General features: G+C 64.5%; 14 protein-coding genes. 8 read left to right on the forward strand and 6 right to left on the reverse strand.

Annotated elements, in window-relative coordinates; translation table 11 throughout:
• Positions 1 to 100: 100 nt before the first annotated feature.
• The 3 genes from aroC to AWB82_RS18165 form a co-directional block, all read right to left on the reverse strand.
• Positions 101 to 1,207 (reverse strand): chorismate synthase, encoded by a 1,107-nt coding sequence (gene aroC / locus AWB82_RS18155; protein WP_086969596.1) that lies wholly within the window; start codon positions 1,205 to 1,207, stop codon positions 101 to 103.
• Positions 1,208 to 1,264: 57 nt separating this feature from the next.
• Entirely contained in the window at positions 1,265 to 3,205 is a 1,941-nt protein-coding gene (locus AWB82_RS18160; protein ID WP_086969597.1) for an MFS transporter, read from the reverse strand.
• Positions 3,206 to 3,410: 205 nt separating this feature from the next.
• The gene (locus AWB82_RS18165) at positions 3,411 to 3,863 is read right to left on the reverse strand and encodes a CBS domain-containing protein (protein WP_086969600.1); all 453 of its coding nucleotides are present in this window, start codon (positions 3,861 to 3,863) and stop codon (positions 3,411 to 3,413) included.
• A 252-nt stretch (positions 3,864 to 4,115) separates the two neighbouring features.
• Here AWB82_RS18165 and AWB82_RS18170 point away from each other — a divergent pair, with 252 nt between their 5' ends.
• The 3 genes from AWB82_RS18170 (at position 4,116) to AWB82_RS18180 (ending at position 6,760) form a co-directional block, all read left to right on the forward strand.
• Positions 4,116 to 5,453, forward strand: a complete 1,338-nt coding sequence (locus AWB82_RS18170; RefSeq protein WP_086969748.1) for an O-acetylhomoserine aminocarboxypropyltransferase — start codon at positions 4,116 to 4,118, stop codon at positions 5,451 to 5,453.
• Positions 5,450 to 6,292: an alpha/beta fold hydrolase gene (locus tag AWB82_RS18175; RefSeq protein ID WP_086969601.1), complete on the forward strand. Its 843-nt coding sequence runs from the start codon at positions 5,450 to 5,452 to the stop codon at positions 6,290 to 6,292. Before AWB82_RS18170 ends, AWB82_RS18175 begins: the two co-directional genes overlap by 4 nt.
• Before the next feature lie 147 nt (positions 6,293 to 6,439).
• Entirely contained in the window at positions 6,440 to 6,760 is a 321-nt protein-coding gene (locus tag AWB82_RS18180; protein WP_086969603.1) for an Mpo1-like protein, read from the forward strand.
• Between the two features lie 18 nt (positions 6,761 to 6,778).
• Here the strand turns inward: AWB82_RS18180 and AWB82_RS18185 are convergent, their stop codons facing one another.
• A complete protein-coding gene (locus AWB82_RS18185) occupies positions 6,779 to 8,092 on the reverse strand; it encodes a YihY family inner membrane protein (RefSeq protein ID WP_200818136.1) in 1,314 nt (437 codons plus the stop codon).
• A 90-nt stretch (positions 8,093 to 8,182) separates the two neighbouring features.
• Between AWB82_RS18185 and wrbA the strand changes: the two genes are divergently transcribed.
• The 5 genes from wrbA to AWB82_RS18210 all read left to right on the forward strand — a co-directional run bounded on the left by wrbA (position 8,183) and on the right by AWB82_RS18210 (position 12,386).
• The gene (gene wrbA, locus AWB82_RS18190) at positions 8,183 to 8,803 is read left to right on the forward strand and encodes an NAD(P)H:quinone oxidoreductase (protein ID WP_086969605.1); all 621 of its coding nucleotides are present in this window, start codon (positions 8,183 to 8,185) and stop codon (positions 8,801 to 8,803) included.
• Positions 8,800 to 9,210 carry a DUF2069 domain-containing protein gene (locus AWB82_RS18195; protein ID WP_086969607.1) on the forward strand — a complete coding sequence of 137 codons (411 nt, stop codon included), beginning with the start codon at positions 8,800 to 8,802 and terminating at the stop codon, positions 9,208 to 9,210. Before wrbA ends, AWB82_RS18195 begins: the two co-directional genes overlap by 4 nt.
• Before the next feature lie 161 nt (positions 9,211 to 9,371).
• Positions 9,372 to 10,826 carry an FAD-binding oxidoreductase gene (locus AWB82_RS18200; RefSeq protein WP_086969609.1) on the forward strand — a complete coding sequence of 485 codons (1,455 nt, stop codon included), beginning with the start codon at positions 9,372 to 9,374 and terminating at the stop codon, positions 10,824 to 10,826.
• The gene (locus AWB82_RS18205) at positions 10,823 to 11,626 is read left to right on the forward strand and encodes a metallophosphoesterase (RefSeq protein ID WP_086969612.1); all 804 of its coding nucleotides are present in this window, start codon (positions 10,823 to 10,825) and stop codon (positions 11,624 to 11,626) included. Before AWB82_RS18200 ends, AWB82_RS18205 begins: the two co-directional genes overlap by 4 nt.
• A 49-nt stretch (positions 11,627 to 11,675) precedes the next feature.
• Positions 11,676 to 12,386, forward strand: a complete 711-nt coding sequence (locus AWB82_RS18210) for an SOS response-associated peptidase (RefSeq protein WP_086969613.1) — start codon at positions 11,676 to 11,678, stop codon at positions 12,384 to 12,386.
• A gap of 18 nt (positions 12,387 to 12,404) precedes the next feature.
• On the opposite strand, the gene AWB82_RS18215 is transcribed toward AWB82_RS18210, so the two are convergent.
• Positions 12,405 to 12,593: a hypothetical protein gene (locus AWB82_RS18215; RefSeq protein WP_086969615.1), complete on the reverse strand. Its 189-nt coding sequence runs from the start codon at positions 12,591 to 12,593 to the stop codon at positions 12,405 to 12,407.
• A gap of 123 nt (positions 12,594 to 12,716) precedes the next feature.
• Complete coding sequence (locus AWB82_RS18220; RefSeq protein ID WP_086969617.1) at positions 12,717 to 13,655, reverse strand: LysR family transcriptional regulator; 939 nt, start codon at positions 13,653 to 13,655, stop codon at positions 12,717 to 12,719.
• Positions 13,656 to 13,785: the final 130 nt, after the last annotated feature.

Below are 13,785 nucleotides of genomic sequence, written 5' to 3' on the forward strand. Positions count from 1 at the left end.
GCGGCGGCGGGCCGAATTATCCGAATATGTGATTTGTTCGACGCCGAAACGGAAACGGGCGCCGGGTTTCAAACCGGCGCCCGTTTTTCTATGACTCGATCTATTTCAACGGCGCCTGAGCCGCGATCTTCGGCGTTCCGACGACCACATCGCCGCACTGCGCACGATGCCGCAGCGCGTGATCCATCAGCACCAGCGCGAGCAGCGCTTCGGCGATCGGCGTCGCGCGGATGCCGACGCATGGATCGTGACGGCCAAAGGTTTCGACCATCGCACTCGCGCCTTCCTTGTCGATCGACTGGCGCGGCGTGCGAATGCTCGACGTCGGCTTGATCGCGATCGACACCGTGATGTCCTGCCCGCTCGAAATGCCGCCGAGGATGCCGCCCGCATTATTGGCCGCGAACCCTTCGGGCGTCATTTCGTCGCCATGCTGCGAACCGCGTTGCGCGACGCTCGCGAAGCCCGCGCCGATCTCGACGGCCTTCACCGCGTTCAGGCCCATCATCGCGTGGGCGATGTCCGCGTCCAGCCGATCGTAAAGCGGCTCGCCAAGACCGACCGGCACGCCCGACGCAACGACTTCGATGCGCGCGCCGACCGAATCGCCGTCGCGCCGCAGGTTATCCATATATTCTTCGAGCCGCGGCACGATTTCTTCATTCGGCGAAAAGAACGGATTCTCGGGCACGTGCCGCCAGTCGACGAACGGAATTTCGATTTCACCGAGCGCGCTCATGCGGCCGCGCGTTTCGAGACCGAACTTCTCGCGCAACCACTTCTTCGCGACCGCGCCGGCGGCGACGGTCGGCGCGGTGAGACGCGCCGACGACCGGCCGCCGCCGCGATAATCGCGCACGCCGTACTTCTGCCAGTAGGTGTAGTCCGCGTGACCGGGACGGAACGTCTGCGCGATGTTGCCGTAGTCCTTGCTGCGCTGATCGTTGTTGCGGATCAGCAGCGCGATGGGCGTGCCCGTGGTCACGCCTTCGAACAGGCCAGAGAGAATCTCCACCTGATCCGCTTCCTGCCGCTGCGTGACGTGACGCGACGTGCCTGGCCGGCGTCGATCGAGTTCGATCTGGATATCGGCTTCGCTGAGCGCCATGCCCGGCGGGCAGCCGTCGATCACGCAGCCGATCGCCGGACCGTGCGACTCGCCGAAATTCGTGACGGTGAAGAGCGTGCCAAGGGTATTGCCGGACATGAGCGTCGACCTGAAAAAAAGTGTCGGGGAAAGTCGCTATTATGCCAGCGGCGTCGCTTAGCGCCGCGCGCCCCGCAGCGCGCTCACCACGTCGTACAGATGCTGCGGCGTCGCGTCTTGCGGCGCGATCGGCTCGCCGACCGCGAGCGTCAGCCGCGTCATCGCTCCGCGATGAATCGGGCGCGGCCATTGCGCGTCCTCGTGGCGCGAGAACACGCTGCCCCACAGCCCGCGCAGCGCCATTGGCACGACGGGCGCCGGATGCCGTCGCAGAATCTCGGCAATGCCCTGCCGGAACGGATTGATCTCGCCCGTGCGCGTCAGCTTGCCTTCGGGAAAGATGCACACGAGATCGCCCTCTTCCAGCGCCCGCTCGCATGCGGCGTAAGCGCGTTCGAGCATGTCCGGGTCTTCGTGCGCGGGCACGATCGGGATCGCCTTCACATGCCGAAACATCCAGCCGACGAACGGCGTGCGAAAAATGCGGTGATCCATCACGAAGTGGATCGGCCGCGGACTTTCGGCCATGATGACCACGGCATCGACGAAACTCACGTGATTGCACACGAGCACGGCCGCGCCGTGCGACGGAATGCGCTCGGCATCGACTAGACGAATGCGATAGAACGTGTGGACCAGCGTCCACGCGATGAAGCGCAGCAAGAACTCCGGCACGAGCGAATAGATATAGACGGCGACGACGACATTGAGCAGCGCGGTCGTCAGAAATAGCCCCGGAATGCCGACGCCGAACGACGTGAGCGCGAGCGCCATCAGCGCCGAGACGATCATGAAAAACGAATTGAGGATATTGTTCGCCGCGATGATGCGCGCGCGATGTGTAGGCTGACTGCGCGCCTGAATGAGCGCGTAGAGCGGCACGCTGTAGAAACCGCCGAACATCGCGAGCAGGAACAGGTCCGCGAGAATGCGCCAGTGCGGCAGCGCAAGCAGGAATTCGCCGACGTTGAGCAAGTGCCCCGCGGGCGCGATGCGATGACTCGCGAAGAACAGATCGATCGCGAACACGCTGATGCCGATCGAGCCGAGCGGCACGAGTCCGATCTCGACGCGCCGCTTCGAGAGCCGTTCGCACAACAGCGATCCCGTGCCGATGCCGATGGAAAACGTCGCGAGAAGAATGGTCACGACGTCCGGGTCGGCGGAGAGCACGTCCTTCGCGAAATTGAAGAACGACGTGAGAAAGGTCGCGCCGACGAACCACAGCCACGAAATGCCGAGCAGGCTCAGAAACACAGTGCGATCGGATTTGGCGAGCTTCAGATTGCGCCACGTCTCCGAGAACGGATTCCAGTTGATGCGCAGATCGGGCTGCGACGCGTCCGACTTCGGCACGAAAACGGATGCAATGCGTCCGATGATCGCGAACGCGATGCATGCGAATGCGAGCAGCATCGCGCCATGTTCCGACGCGCCCGCCGCCGCCCCGCCGATGATCGTGCCGATCAGGATCGCGACGAACGTGCCCATCTCGACGAGCCCGTTGCCGCCTACAAGTTCATGCGAATCGAGATGCTGCGGCAAATAGGCGTATTTCACGGGACCGAACACCGTCGAATGCACGCCCATCAGGAAGGTGCACGCATAGAGCAGCGGCGCGCTATGGAGCACGAAGCCCGCGCCGCCGATCAGCATCACGACGATCTCGAAGCTCTTCACGAGGCGCGCCAGCACGGCCTTGTCGTACTTGTCGGCGATCTGGCCGGATGTCGCGGAAAACAGCACGAACGGCACGATGAAGATCGCGGAAATGAGAAAGGCGGCGGTCTTCGGATCGACGCCGGAAAAGCGCGCGGCCTGAAACGTGACAAGCGACGTGAAGCCGACCTTGAAGATGTTGTCGTTCATCGCGCCGAGAAACTGCGTCCAGAAGAACGGCGCGAAGCGGCGCTCGCGCAACAGGCGGAACTGGCCGTCGCCCTCGGCATGGGCGCGTCGGGAAGCGCGCGACGAGGCGCGCAGCGGGTTGTCACTCATGGGTCTTGCGAAAGAATGAAGTTCGGCGTCGATCGCGCACGTATTGCGACCGAATCCGAATGAAACGAAAAACCGGTCCGAGGGCGAACCTCACCCTTAGGCCGGACGAAAAAAAACGCGCCCTGAGGGCGCGCTTCGGCTGTTGATTGCGGCGCGGAATCGGCTCGACCGCGATGTCCGCGGCCTCGCGGCGCGACGTCGATGCTCAACGCGCCTCTTCCTGTTGCTCGGGCCAATCGCGGATATACGCCTTCAACATGCGATTCTCGAAGCCTTGCTCTTCCACGACTGCCTTGGCCACGTCGTAAAACGAGATTACGCCCATCAACTGACGCTTTTCCATGACCGGCAGATAGCGCACGTGATGTTCAAGCATCATGCGGCGCACTTCGTTCACGTCCGTTTCCGGCGTGCAGGTGAGCGGATGATCGTCCATGACCTTGCGGATGGTCGCGGCGCCGACCGAGCCGCCGTTATTGTGCAAAGTCAGGATGATCTCGCGGAAGGTCAGCATGCCGACCAGGTCGCCGTACTCCATGACGACGAGCGAGCCGATATCGTGCGCGGCCATCGTGTCGATCGCGTCGGAGAGCGCCGTATCGGGTGTCACGGTGAACAGCGTGTTGCCCTTCACCTTCAGAATGTCGCTCACTCGCATGACTGTCTCCTCGCGAAATGCCTGTTCAGATGCTCAAACGATGATGAAACAATAGGTCGATGCTATCGGAAAGACCCGCAAAAGGAAAGCGGACACGGCCCCCGATTCGCCCGCATTGGCCGAACGGACAAGGCTTTGCGCGATCGACGGCCGCGCGTTCGCCCTAGGTTTGGGCGCGCGCATCCGATGTTAGGATGATTGACCCTCATTTCCGCCGCACGCCGGCGCCGCCTCGCGCGCCGGCCGCCCATGATGCCAGCCAACCGTTTCGACACGCTCGCGCTGCACGCGGGCGCCGCGCCCGACCCCGCCACCGGCGCCCGCGCGACGCCGATTTATCAGACCACCTCGTTCACCTTCCGCGACAGCGATCACGCCGCCGCGCTCTTCAACATGGAGCGCTCGGGGCACGTGTATTCGCGCATCTCGAACCCGACCGTCGCGGTGTTCGAGGAGCGCGTCGCCGCGCTCGAAGGCGGCGTCGGCGCGATCGGCACGGCGAGCGGCCAGGCCGCGCTGCATCTGGCGATCGCCACATTGATGGGCGCGGGCTCGCATATCGTCGCATCCAGCGCGCTTTACGGCGGCTCGCACAATCTGCTGCACTACACCTTGCGGCGCTTCGGCATCGAGACGACGTTCGTGCCGCCGCACGATCTCGACGCATGGCGCGCGGCCGCACGGCCGAATACGCGGCTTTTCTTCGGCGAAACGCTCGGCAATCCGGGACTCGACGTGCTCGATATCGCCGGCGTCGCGGAAATCGCGCACGAGCACGCCGTGCCGCTACTCGTCGATTCCACGTTCACGACGCCCTACCTGCTGCGCCCGTTCGAGCATGGCGCGGATCTCGTCTACCATTCCGCGACCAAGTTTCTCGGCGGACATGGAACGACGATCGGCGGCGTGCTCGTCGACGGCGGCACGTTCGATTTCACCGCGAGCGGACGCTTCCCGGAGTTCACCGAGCCCTACGACGGTTTTCACGGCATGGTGTTCGCGGAAGAAAGCACCGTCGCGCCGTTCCTGTTGCGCGCCCGGCGCGAAGGCTTGCGCGATTTCGGCGCGTGTCTGCATCCGCAGGCGGCGTGGCAACTGCTGCAAGGCATCGAAACGTTGCCGTTGCGCATGGACCGGCATGTCGCGAACACGCGCAAGGTCATCGAGTTCCTGCTGAGTTCGCCGGCGGTCGAAGGCGTGGCCTATCCCGAGTTGCCGACGCATCGCGATCACGCGCTCGCCGAACGTCTGCTGCCGCGCGGCGCGGGCGCAGTGTTCAGCTTCGACTTGAAGGGCGGCGTGCCGGCAGCGCGCAAGTTCATCGAAACGCTCACGCTGTTCTCGCATCTCGCGAATGTGGGCGACGCGCGCTCGCTCGTGATCCATCCCGCATCGACGACGCACTTCCGCATGGATGCCGCCGCGCTCGCAGCCGCGGGCATCGGGCCGGGGTGCATCCGTCTGTCGATCGGACTGGAAGATCCGGACGATCTCATCGACGATCTCAAGCGCGGATTGAAAGCCGCGCAGAAAGCGGCCGAAACCGCTCAGCAGGCGGATGCCGCCGCGCCGCTCGGGAGCCGCGCATGATCCTCGACGCCCACGGCCGCGCGGCCTATGCCTACGCCGGCGGCAAACCTTTCGACGCGACCCGGCCCGCCGTCGTGTTCATTCACGGCGCGGAGCACGATCACAGCGTGTGGGCCTTGCAGACCCGTTATTTCGCGCATCACGGCTTCGGCGTGCTGGCGCTCGATCTTCCGAGTCACGGAAAAAGCGCCGGGCCCGCGCTTTCGACCATCGGCGAACTCGCCGACTGGGCGATCGCCGTGCTCGACGCGGCGGGCGTGCAAAAAGCGATCTTCGTCGGCCACAGCATGGGCTCGCTGATCGCGCTCGACGCCGCGGGCCGCTATCCCGAGCGCGCGACGGGACTCGCGCTGCTCGCGACCGCCGCGCCGATGGCCGTCTCCGACACGCTGCTCGACGCCGCACGCGAGCACGAGCCGGAGGCCATCGCGATGGTCAATCAATGGTCGCATTCGACGATCGCCGCGAAGCCGTCCAGTCCCGCGCCGGGTTTCTGGCTGCAGGGGATGAATCAGCGGCTCATGGAGCGCGTGAGCCTGCGCGGCGAAGCGCTGCTTTTTTACACCGATTTCAGCGCCTGCAACACCTACGCCGATGCGCTCGACCGGGCCGCAGCCGTGCGTTGCCCCGTTTGCATCGTGAGCGGCAAGCGCGACGCGATGACGCCGCCGCGCGCCGCCCGTGCGCTCGTCGATGGATTGAGGAAAGCAGGCGCGTCGGTGCAGACGGTGGAACTCGACGCGGGTCACGCGCTCATGTCCGAGCAGCCCGACGCGACGCTGGATACGCTATTCGCGTTCGCGCTTGCCTGCGCCAACGCGAAAACCGGGTCCGGCTGAAACTCCGCGTGCGGCGGACCGCGAAGCGCCGCCAGAGCCGCTTGCACGGCGCGACTCGCAGTCGCAGAATGGTTTTTGCTGGTCAATCATCCGACGTGCGCCACAAACAGGCGCACGGCACCAGCGCGCATCATCAGGGAGGCCGTCATGGCGCACACCGCACACGGTGAACATTTCGCGAATTTCGCCGAGTTCTATCCCTATTACCTCGAAGAGCATCGCAACGCGGTGTCGCGCAGGCTGCATTTCGTCGGATCGCTGGGCGTGATCGGCTGCCTCGCGATGGCGATCGCAACCGGCGACTGGCTCTGGCTGCCCGCGGCCGTCGTTTGCGGCTACGGCCTCGCGTGGATCGGCCATTTCTTCTTCGAGAAGAATCGCCCCGCGACGTTTCGCCACCCGGTCTACAGCCTGATGGGCGACTGGGTGATGTTCAAGGACATCTGTGTGGGCAAGATTTCGCTTTGACCCGCGCTAAATCGAAGCTCAGGCCGGCTGCTCCGGCATCGACGAGCGCGGAAGCTCGCGCAGGCGCGTGCTCGTGAGCGCCGATGCCCGCGCCGCGATCAACGAGCCGAGCGAGATCTCCAGCTTCTCGTTATCCAGCGCGTTCATGAGCGCGCCGCAATCGACCTGCGCCGCATCCAGCTTCAACTGATATTCCAGTTCGGCGCGATCGATCACGAATTGCTCGAAGAGCATCGTCACCGTGATCTGATTCGGATTGGCGATCAGCACATAGCGCGGCATGCGCGAATCTTCCAGCCGGCCGATCCAGCCGAGCGCGTCGAGCCGAGCGATCAGCCTCGTCGAGGTATCCAGGTCGCAGCGCGCCATGCTCGAAAGCTGCAAGGACGTGTAGCCAGGTTTGCCCTCGTCGCGGGCCTCGACGAGTCGCGCGAGGATTTCGAGCGCATCGAGCAGATCGCTGCCCGGAAAGTCGCGCCGATGATACTGACCCGTGCGAATCGCCGGCAGCGCGGACGTGACCATCGCACCGATGAGCGCCAACATCCAGCACAGATAGACCCACAACAGAAACACCGGCAACGCGGCGAACGCGCCGTAGACGGCCGTATAGGTCGGAATGCGCCGCACGTAATAACCGAAGCCGCGCTTGCCGAGCTCGAACGCGACCGCCGCGATCAGCCCGCCGACGATCGCATCGCGCCATTCCACCTTGCAGTTCGGCATATAGACGTAGATGAACGTGAAGGCGAGCGCGGTGAGCGGCAGCGAGACGCCCGTCAGCGCCCATTCGACGATCGGCGGCATCAGGTTGTGCGAGCCCGCGAACGCGACCGAGTGCGCGAACACGTACGAGGAGATGGACAGGCTGCAGCCGAAGAGAATCGGTCCGAGCGTGATGATCGACCAGTAGACGAGCACGCGCTGCGCCAACGGGCGCGCCTTCTTCACGCGCCAGATCACGTTGAACGCCGACTCGACCGTCATCATCGTCATGACGGAGGTCACGAACAGAATGATCATGCCGACGGTAGTGAGCCCCTTCGCCTTCGACGCAAACTGGTTCAGATACTTGAAGATCTGGTCGTTGATCTGCGGCGGCATGAGGTGCGCCGCGAGGAAATCCTGCAAGGACGCCTGGAACGAGCCGAAGATCGGGAACGCGGTGAAGAGCGCGAAGGCAACCGTTGCGAGTGGCACGATGGACAGCACGCTCGTGAACGTGAGGCTGCCCGCCACTTGCGCAACGCGGTCTTCGCCGATGCGCCGCGCGACGAAGCTGGCGAGACGCTTGACCGCCGCGAGGTCGATAAAAACGTGCTGCAAATGCATTCTCCGGTCGTCGCGGCCCGCGCGCGCAAAGCCGCGTCTAGCCACGAAAATCACCCAATACCTATAATAGCCGTTCACTAAAAAAGCCTTATGAACGACATCCTCGTGCTTTACTACAGCCGCCATGGCGCGACCCGCGAACTCGCACTCGCTATCGCGCAGGGCGTCGATAGCGTGGCCGGCATGCAGGCGCGCGTGCGCACCGTCCCGCCGGTTTCCACCGTCTGCGAAGCGACCCAGCCCGACATTCCCGCCGACGGCCCGCCCTACGCCGAATTGCGGGATCTCGAAGAATGCGCCGGCCTCGCACTCGGCTCGCCCACACGCTTCGGCAACATGGCCGCGCCGCTCAAGTACTTTCTCGACGGCACCACGCCGCAATGGCTTTCGGGCGCGCTCGCGGGCAAGCCCGCAGGCGTCTTCACTTCGACCGGCAGCCTGCACGGCGGCCAGGAAAGCACCCTGCTCTCGATGATGCTGCCGCTTCTGCACCACGGCATGATGATCGTCGGCATCCCGTACACGGAATCGCGGCTCACCACGACGCAAAGCGGCGGCACGCCCTACGGGGCGTCGCATCACGCGCGCGCGGGCGGTGACGAGAACCAGCGCCACGGCATTTCCGCCGATGAGAAGGCGCTCGCCGTTGCGCTCGGCGCACGGCTCGCGCGCACTGCCCTCAATCTTGTGCGCGGCGCCCGCCTCGCATGACCGCGCCGATCAAGGCTCCGGTCGCGTCCGGCTCACGTCCCAACGGCGCGTTTGCAATCGGCGCGCTGGCGAGCCTCGCCGCGCTCATCGTGCTCGCGCTCGCCTGGGAGCTCTGGCTCGCGCCGCTGCGTCCCGGCGCGTGGGCGCTCGCGTTGAAGGCGCTGCCGCTCGCATGCGCGCTGCCCGGCGTCGCGCGCAGGAATCTCTACACGCTGCAATGGGCGTCGATGCTCGTTCTGCTCTATCTCGCCGAAGGCATCGTGCGCGGCATGACCGATGCGCGACTCCCGGCATCGCTCGGCTGGCTCGAAGCCCTGCTCGCGCTCGCGTTCTTCGTCTGCGCGCTCGCCTACGTCGCGCCGTTCAAACGGGCGGCCCGATTGAACGCCCGTGCGAAAAAAAGCTGATACGTTCGCTTTTTCGGCCAGCGCGCCGGCAGGACGTGATGCTTTGTAGCACGAAACCCCGTCCCACGCGCAGGGCCTATGCCATTCGGCCGAGGTTCGCGCGCCGCATCCCTGCGCGATACTGTGTACTACGCTCTACCCGGAATCCTGTTCATCTGCCCATGACCGCAACTCAAGCTTTTATCGCCGCGTGCGCCGAAATTCTCGGCGCGCCGCATGTTCTGACTCACGCCCACGATACCGAGCCCTTTCTCGTCGACTGGCGCAAGCGCTACCGCGGAAATGCGTGCGCCGTGCTGCTGCCCGCCGATACCGCGCAGGTCGCGGCGGTCGTCCGGCTCGCCTGCCAACATCGCGTCGCGATCGTGCCGCAGGGCGGCAACACCGGTCTGGCCGGCGGCGCGACGCCCGATGCCAGCGGCGCGCAGGCCGTCATCAGTCTGAAGCGGCTCAATCGCGTGCGCGGCGTCGATCCGCATAACAACACGATCACCGTCGAAGCGGGTGTCGTGCTCGCCGAGGTTCAGGCGCGAGCCGAAGAAGCGCAACGGCTGTTCCCGTTGAGTCTCGCCGCCGAAGGCAGTTGCACCATCGGCGGCAATCTGGCGACGAACGCAGGCGGCACCGGCGTCCTGCGCTACGGCAATACGCGCGAGTTGTGCCTCGGCCTCGAAGTCGTGACGCCGCAGGGCGAAATCTGGGACGGCCTGCGCGGGCTGCGCAAGGACAACACCGGCTACGATTTGCGCGATCTTTTCATCGGCGCGGAGGGCACGCTCGGCATCATCACGGCGGCGGTCATGAAGCTGCATCCCGCGCCGGTCGCGAAGGTCACGGCGCTGGCCGGACTCGCTTCGCCACACGCGGCGCTAGACTTTCTGTCGCTGGCGCAGCATCACGCGGGCGCGCTCCTGACCGGCTTCGAGCTCATGTCCGATTTCTCGATGCGACTCGTCGGCAAGCATTTCCCGCAACTGCGCTATCCGTTCGGCGAGCCGCACGCCCAGACTGTGCTGCTCGAACTCTCCGATAGCGAAAGCGCCGAGCACGCCCGCGCCCTCTTCGAGCGGCTGATGGAAGAGGCGCTCGACAAGGGCATCGTGGAAGACGCCGTCGTCGCGGAAAATCTCGCGCAGTCGCAGGCTTTCTGGGGGCTACGCGAACATATTCCGCTCGCGCAGGCCGAGGAAGGGCTGAACATCAAACATGACATCGCGGTGCCCATTTCGAGCATCGGCCGCTTCATCGAAGAAACCGATGCGATCATCGCGCGAACGGTGCCTGGCGTGCGCATGGTGACGTTCGGCCATCTCGGCGACGGCAATCTGCATTACAACGTGCAGGCGCCCGAAGGCATCGACGTGCAGCGCTTCCTCGGCGAGTTCCAGACGTCGATCAACGCGCTCGTGTACGACCAGGTGCACCGGCATCGCGGCAGCATCAGCGCGGAGCACGGCATCGGCCAGTTAAAGGTGGATGAAGCGATGCACTACAAGTCGCCGGTCGAAGTGCGCCTCATGCAAACGATCAAGGCCGCGCTCGATCCGGACAACCTGATGAATCCCGGCAAGGTCGTGCGCTGGAACGCGACGCTCGCGAAGGAGAACCTCGCATGAAGATCCGCGTTTTGTCGGACCTGCATCTCGAATGCGACGAGCCGCTGGCGATTCCGTATGCCGAGGCCGATCTCGTTGTCCTGGCGGGCGATATTCACAATCACGCCGAAGGCTTGCGCTGGGCCGCCGAGAATTTCGATTCCGATGTGCCCGTCATCTACGTGCCCGGCAATCACGAGTACTACGACGCCGAGTTCGGCGCGATGGAAGCGGCGATGCAGGACGCCGCGCGCAGCGTCGACAACGTGCACTATCTGAACAACGCGTCGCTGGTGGATCGCCGTGGCGCCTGGCGCGTGCTCGGCACGACGCTCTGGACCGACTTCGCGCTGTTCGGCTCCGGCGACGCGGACATCGTGAACGCCAAAGAAGCGTGCACGAAAGTGATGCTCGACTACAAGGGTCTCATTCAGCTCGCATGGCCCGAGCCGGACGGCGAGTCGCGCGAATTCGCGCCCGACGATTCCCTCGCGCTGCACGAACAGTCGCGCGCGTGGCTCGAAAGCGAACTCGCGAAGCCCTTCGCGGGGCAGACCATCGTCGTCACGCATCACGCGCCGATGCGCCAGAGCCTCGCGCCGCGTTACGCGCAAGACCTCGTATCGGCGGGATTCGTGAATCATTTGCCGGCGCTTGCGCGCGCGCCCGCCTCGCTATGGATTCACGGGCATACGCATACGTCGTTCGATTACGAAGTGAACGGCACGCGCGTCGTGTGCAATCCGCGCGGCTACTTCAGCCGGCGTCAGCAACGGTGGGAGAATCCGGATTTCGCGTGGGACAAGGTCGTCGAAATCTGAAGCGTCGACAAAGAAGCACGAACCGTGTTGGACCTTGCGGAGGAACGCCATGTGCGGCCGAATCAGCCAGTACCGACTGCCGATGCATTACGCGCAACGCCTGCATCTGAAAAACCCGTTCGTGCTCGTCGATGCGGCCGACAGGCGTCCCGGCTATAACCTGTCGCCCGGCACGCACCCGCTCGCCGTGTATCCCGACGAAACCATCCGCGCGGTGCATTGGGGTTATTGCCCGCCGTGGGCAATCCAGAAGAAGCTGCCGCAGACCATCAACGCGCGCGTCGAAACGGCGGCGACGAGCGCGTATTTCAAGCATCTGTGGAGGAAGGCGCGCATTCTCGTGCCGGCCGATGGCTGGTTCGAATGGCGCATCGAACCGCGTCCGGGCGATCCCGCCGCGAAGCCTTTCAAGCAGCCCTACTTCATTCAGCGCGCAGACGGCGAGCCGATGTACCTCGCCGCGCTCACGAGCATCCTGCGCGACGATGACGCCGCCGCGCCCGGCGCGGGCTTCGTCATCGTCACGGCGGCGGCGGACGAAGGACTCGTCGACGTGCACGACCGTCGCCCGTTGGTATTCGCGCCCGCCGTCGCGCGCCGCTGGCTCGATCCGGAGGCATCGCCCGAGAGTCTCGCTGCGCTCGTCAAATCAGACGGCGTGCCGGCGTCTCACTTCGTCTGGCATCGCGTTTCGACCGATGTGAATCGCGCGACCAACGACGAGCCGCGACTCATCGAGCCGCTCGAAACATTGCTTTGAACGCCGCGTAACGCTGAATCAGCGGTCGTATGAATCGCGTATGCGGCGCGCAAGCGCGTCGCGACCGTCGTCGATACGCACCGGCACCAGTCGCCGTTTTGCGTCGCGCTCCGACTGGGCGCGCATGGCGTTGAAGGCGTCGCGCGACGCCGGAAGGGCGATCAGCGCGAGAAGCGCGGCGAGTGCGAACAAGAGAGGCGTACTCATGTGACTTACCCCGGTAAAAGATGCGTGAAAACACATGCAGAAGGTATCAAGCTGCGGACGAGTCGTGAGTAAGCAAGTGTTGCGCAGCGGCTTTTTTCGTAACTGAACGCACCGAGCAACACTTCACGCGACGACGAATTCCTTTAGCGATTCCGCGTCCGCCGCGAGCGTGTCGGGCAGCGCCTCGCGCAGAAACTCGACCCACGTGCGGATTTTCGCGTCGAGATACTGGCGCGACGGATAGAGCGCGTAGACGTTCAATTCCTGCATCGTGTACTGCGGCAACACGCGCACGAGCGTGCCCGCGCGCAGGCCCGGCAGCGCGGATGACGTCGGCAGCACGCCGATGCCCATGCTCTCGCGGATCGCGGCGACCATCGCCTCGGCGACGTTCACCGTGAAAGTCGAAGGTCCGAGCGTCACCGTTTCCTGACCGTTCGGGCCGTCGAAGACCCAGCGGTCCGGCGGGAATACCGGCGTCATCAGATGCAGGCAGGTGTGGCGCACGAGATCGGAGAGCACGTGCGGTGCGCCGTGTTTTTCGATATACGCAGGCGACGCGCACGCAATGCTGTACACCGAGCCGAGGCGCGCCGACACGAGACCGGAATCCGGCAGCTCGGAGGCGAGCACCACCGACACGTCGTAGCCTTCGTCGAGCAGATCCGGCACGCGCTGCGCGAGCGTCAGATCGACCTGCACCGACGGATGCCGCTGCTGATAGCGCGAGATCATCGGCACGACGTAGTGCTGGCCGAAGCTCGTCATCGAATGGACCTTGAGCTTGCCGGACGGACGCGCGTGGGCGTCGCCGGCCTCGGCTTCCGCCTGATCGACATAGGCGAGAATTTGTTCGCAGCGTTGCAGATAACGCTCGCCCGCTTCGGTGAGCGCGATGCGCCGCGTCGTGCGATTCAGCAAACGTGCGCGCAAGTGCGCTTCGAGGTCCGATACGGCTCGCGATGCGTAAGCCGTCGTCGTATTGAGATGATGCGCGGCCGCGGTGAAGCTGCCCGCTTCGACGACCCGCACAAATACGCGCATGTTCTGGAGCGTGTCCATGGCGCTGTTCCGTCTTTAAACTGTTCGTGGATGGAATTGTTGCATGCCTGGCAACAACGATTATCGCATCCTGCGTAATAATGCTTTGCATCCTTACGGGTTATTCGACAATCCCTGCAAAAATATAATC

Source organism: Caballeronia glebae (assembly GCF_001545035.1).
GTDB classification, from domain to species: Bacteria; Pseudomonadota; Gammaproteobacteria; order Burkholderiales; family Burkholderiaceae; genus Caballeronia; species Caballeronia glebae.

What these genes read in the sequence shown, in the direction of transcription:
- aroC (WP_086969596.1), bottom strand. Translation starts at nt 1,207, where the DNA reads ATGTCCGGCAATACCCTTGGCACGCTCTTCACCGTCACGAATTTCGGC.
- AWB82_RS18160 (WP_086969597.1), bottom strand. Translation starts at nt 3,205, where the DNA reads ATGAGTGACAACCCGCTGCGCGCCTCGTCGCGCGCTTCCCGACGCGCC.
- AWB82_RS18165 (WP_086969600.1), bottom strand. Translation starts at nt 3,863, where the DNA reads ATGCGAGTGAGCGACATTCTGAAGGTGAAGGGCAACACGCTGTTCACC.
- AWB82_RS18170 (WP_086969748.1), top strand. Translation starts at nt 4,116, where the DNA reads ATGCCAGCCAACCGTTTCGACACGCTCGCGCTGCACGCGGGCGCCGCG.
- AWB82_RS18175 (WP_086969601.1), top strand. Translation starts at nt 5,450, where the DNA reads ATGATCCTCGACGCCCACGGCCGCGCGGCCTATGCCTACGCCGGCGGC.
- AWB82_RS18180 (WP_086969603.1), top strand. Translation starts at nt 6,440, where the DNA reads ATGGCGCACACCGCACACGGTGAACATTTCGCGAATTTCGCCGAGTTC.
- AWB82_RS18185 (WP_200818136.1), bottom strand. Translation starts at nt 8,092, where the DNA reads ATGCATTTGCAGCACGTTTTTATCGACCTCGCGGCGGTCAAGCGTCTC.
- wrbA (WP_086969605.1), top strand. Translation starts at nt 8,183, where the DNA reads ATGAACGACATCCTCGTGCTTTACTACAGCCGCCATGGCGCGACCCGC.
- AWB82_RS18195 (WP_086969607.1), top strand. Translation starts at nt 8,800, where the DNA reads ATGACCGCGCCGATCAAGGCTCCGGTCGCGTCCGGCTCACGTCCCAAC.
- AWB82_RS18200 (WP_086969609.1), top strand. Translation starts at nt 9,372, where the DNA reads ATGACCGCAACTCAAGCTTTTATCGCCGCGTGCGCCGAAATTCTCGGC.
- AWB82_RS18205 (WP_086969612.1), top strand. Translation starts at nt 10,823, where the DNA reads ATGAAGATCCGCGTTTTGTCGGACCTGCATCTCGAATGCGACGAGCCG.
- AWB82_RS18210 (WP_086969613.1), top strand. Translation starts at nt 11,676, where the DNA reads ATGTGCGGCCGAATCAGCCAGTACCGACTGCCGATGCATTACGCGCAA.
- AWB82_RS18215 (WP_086969615.1), bottom strand. Translation starts at nt 12,593, where the DNA reads ATGAGTACGCCTCTCTTGTTCGCACTCGCCGCGCTTCTCGCGCTGATC.
- AWB82_RS18220 (WP_086969617.1), bottom strand. Translation starts at nt 13,655, where the DNA reads ATGGACACGCTCCAGAACATGCGCGTATTTGTGCGGGTCGTCGAAGCG.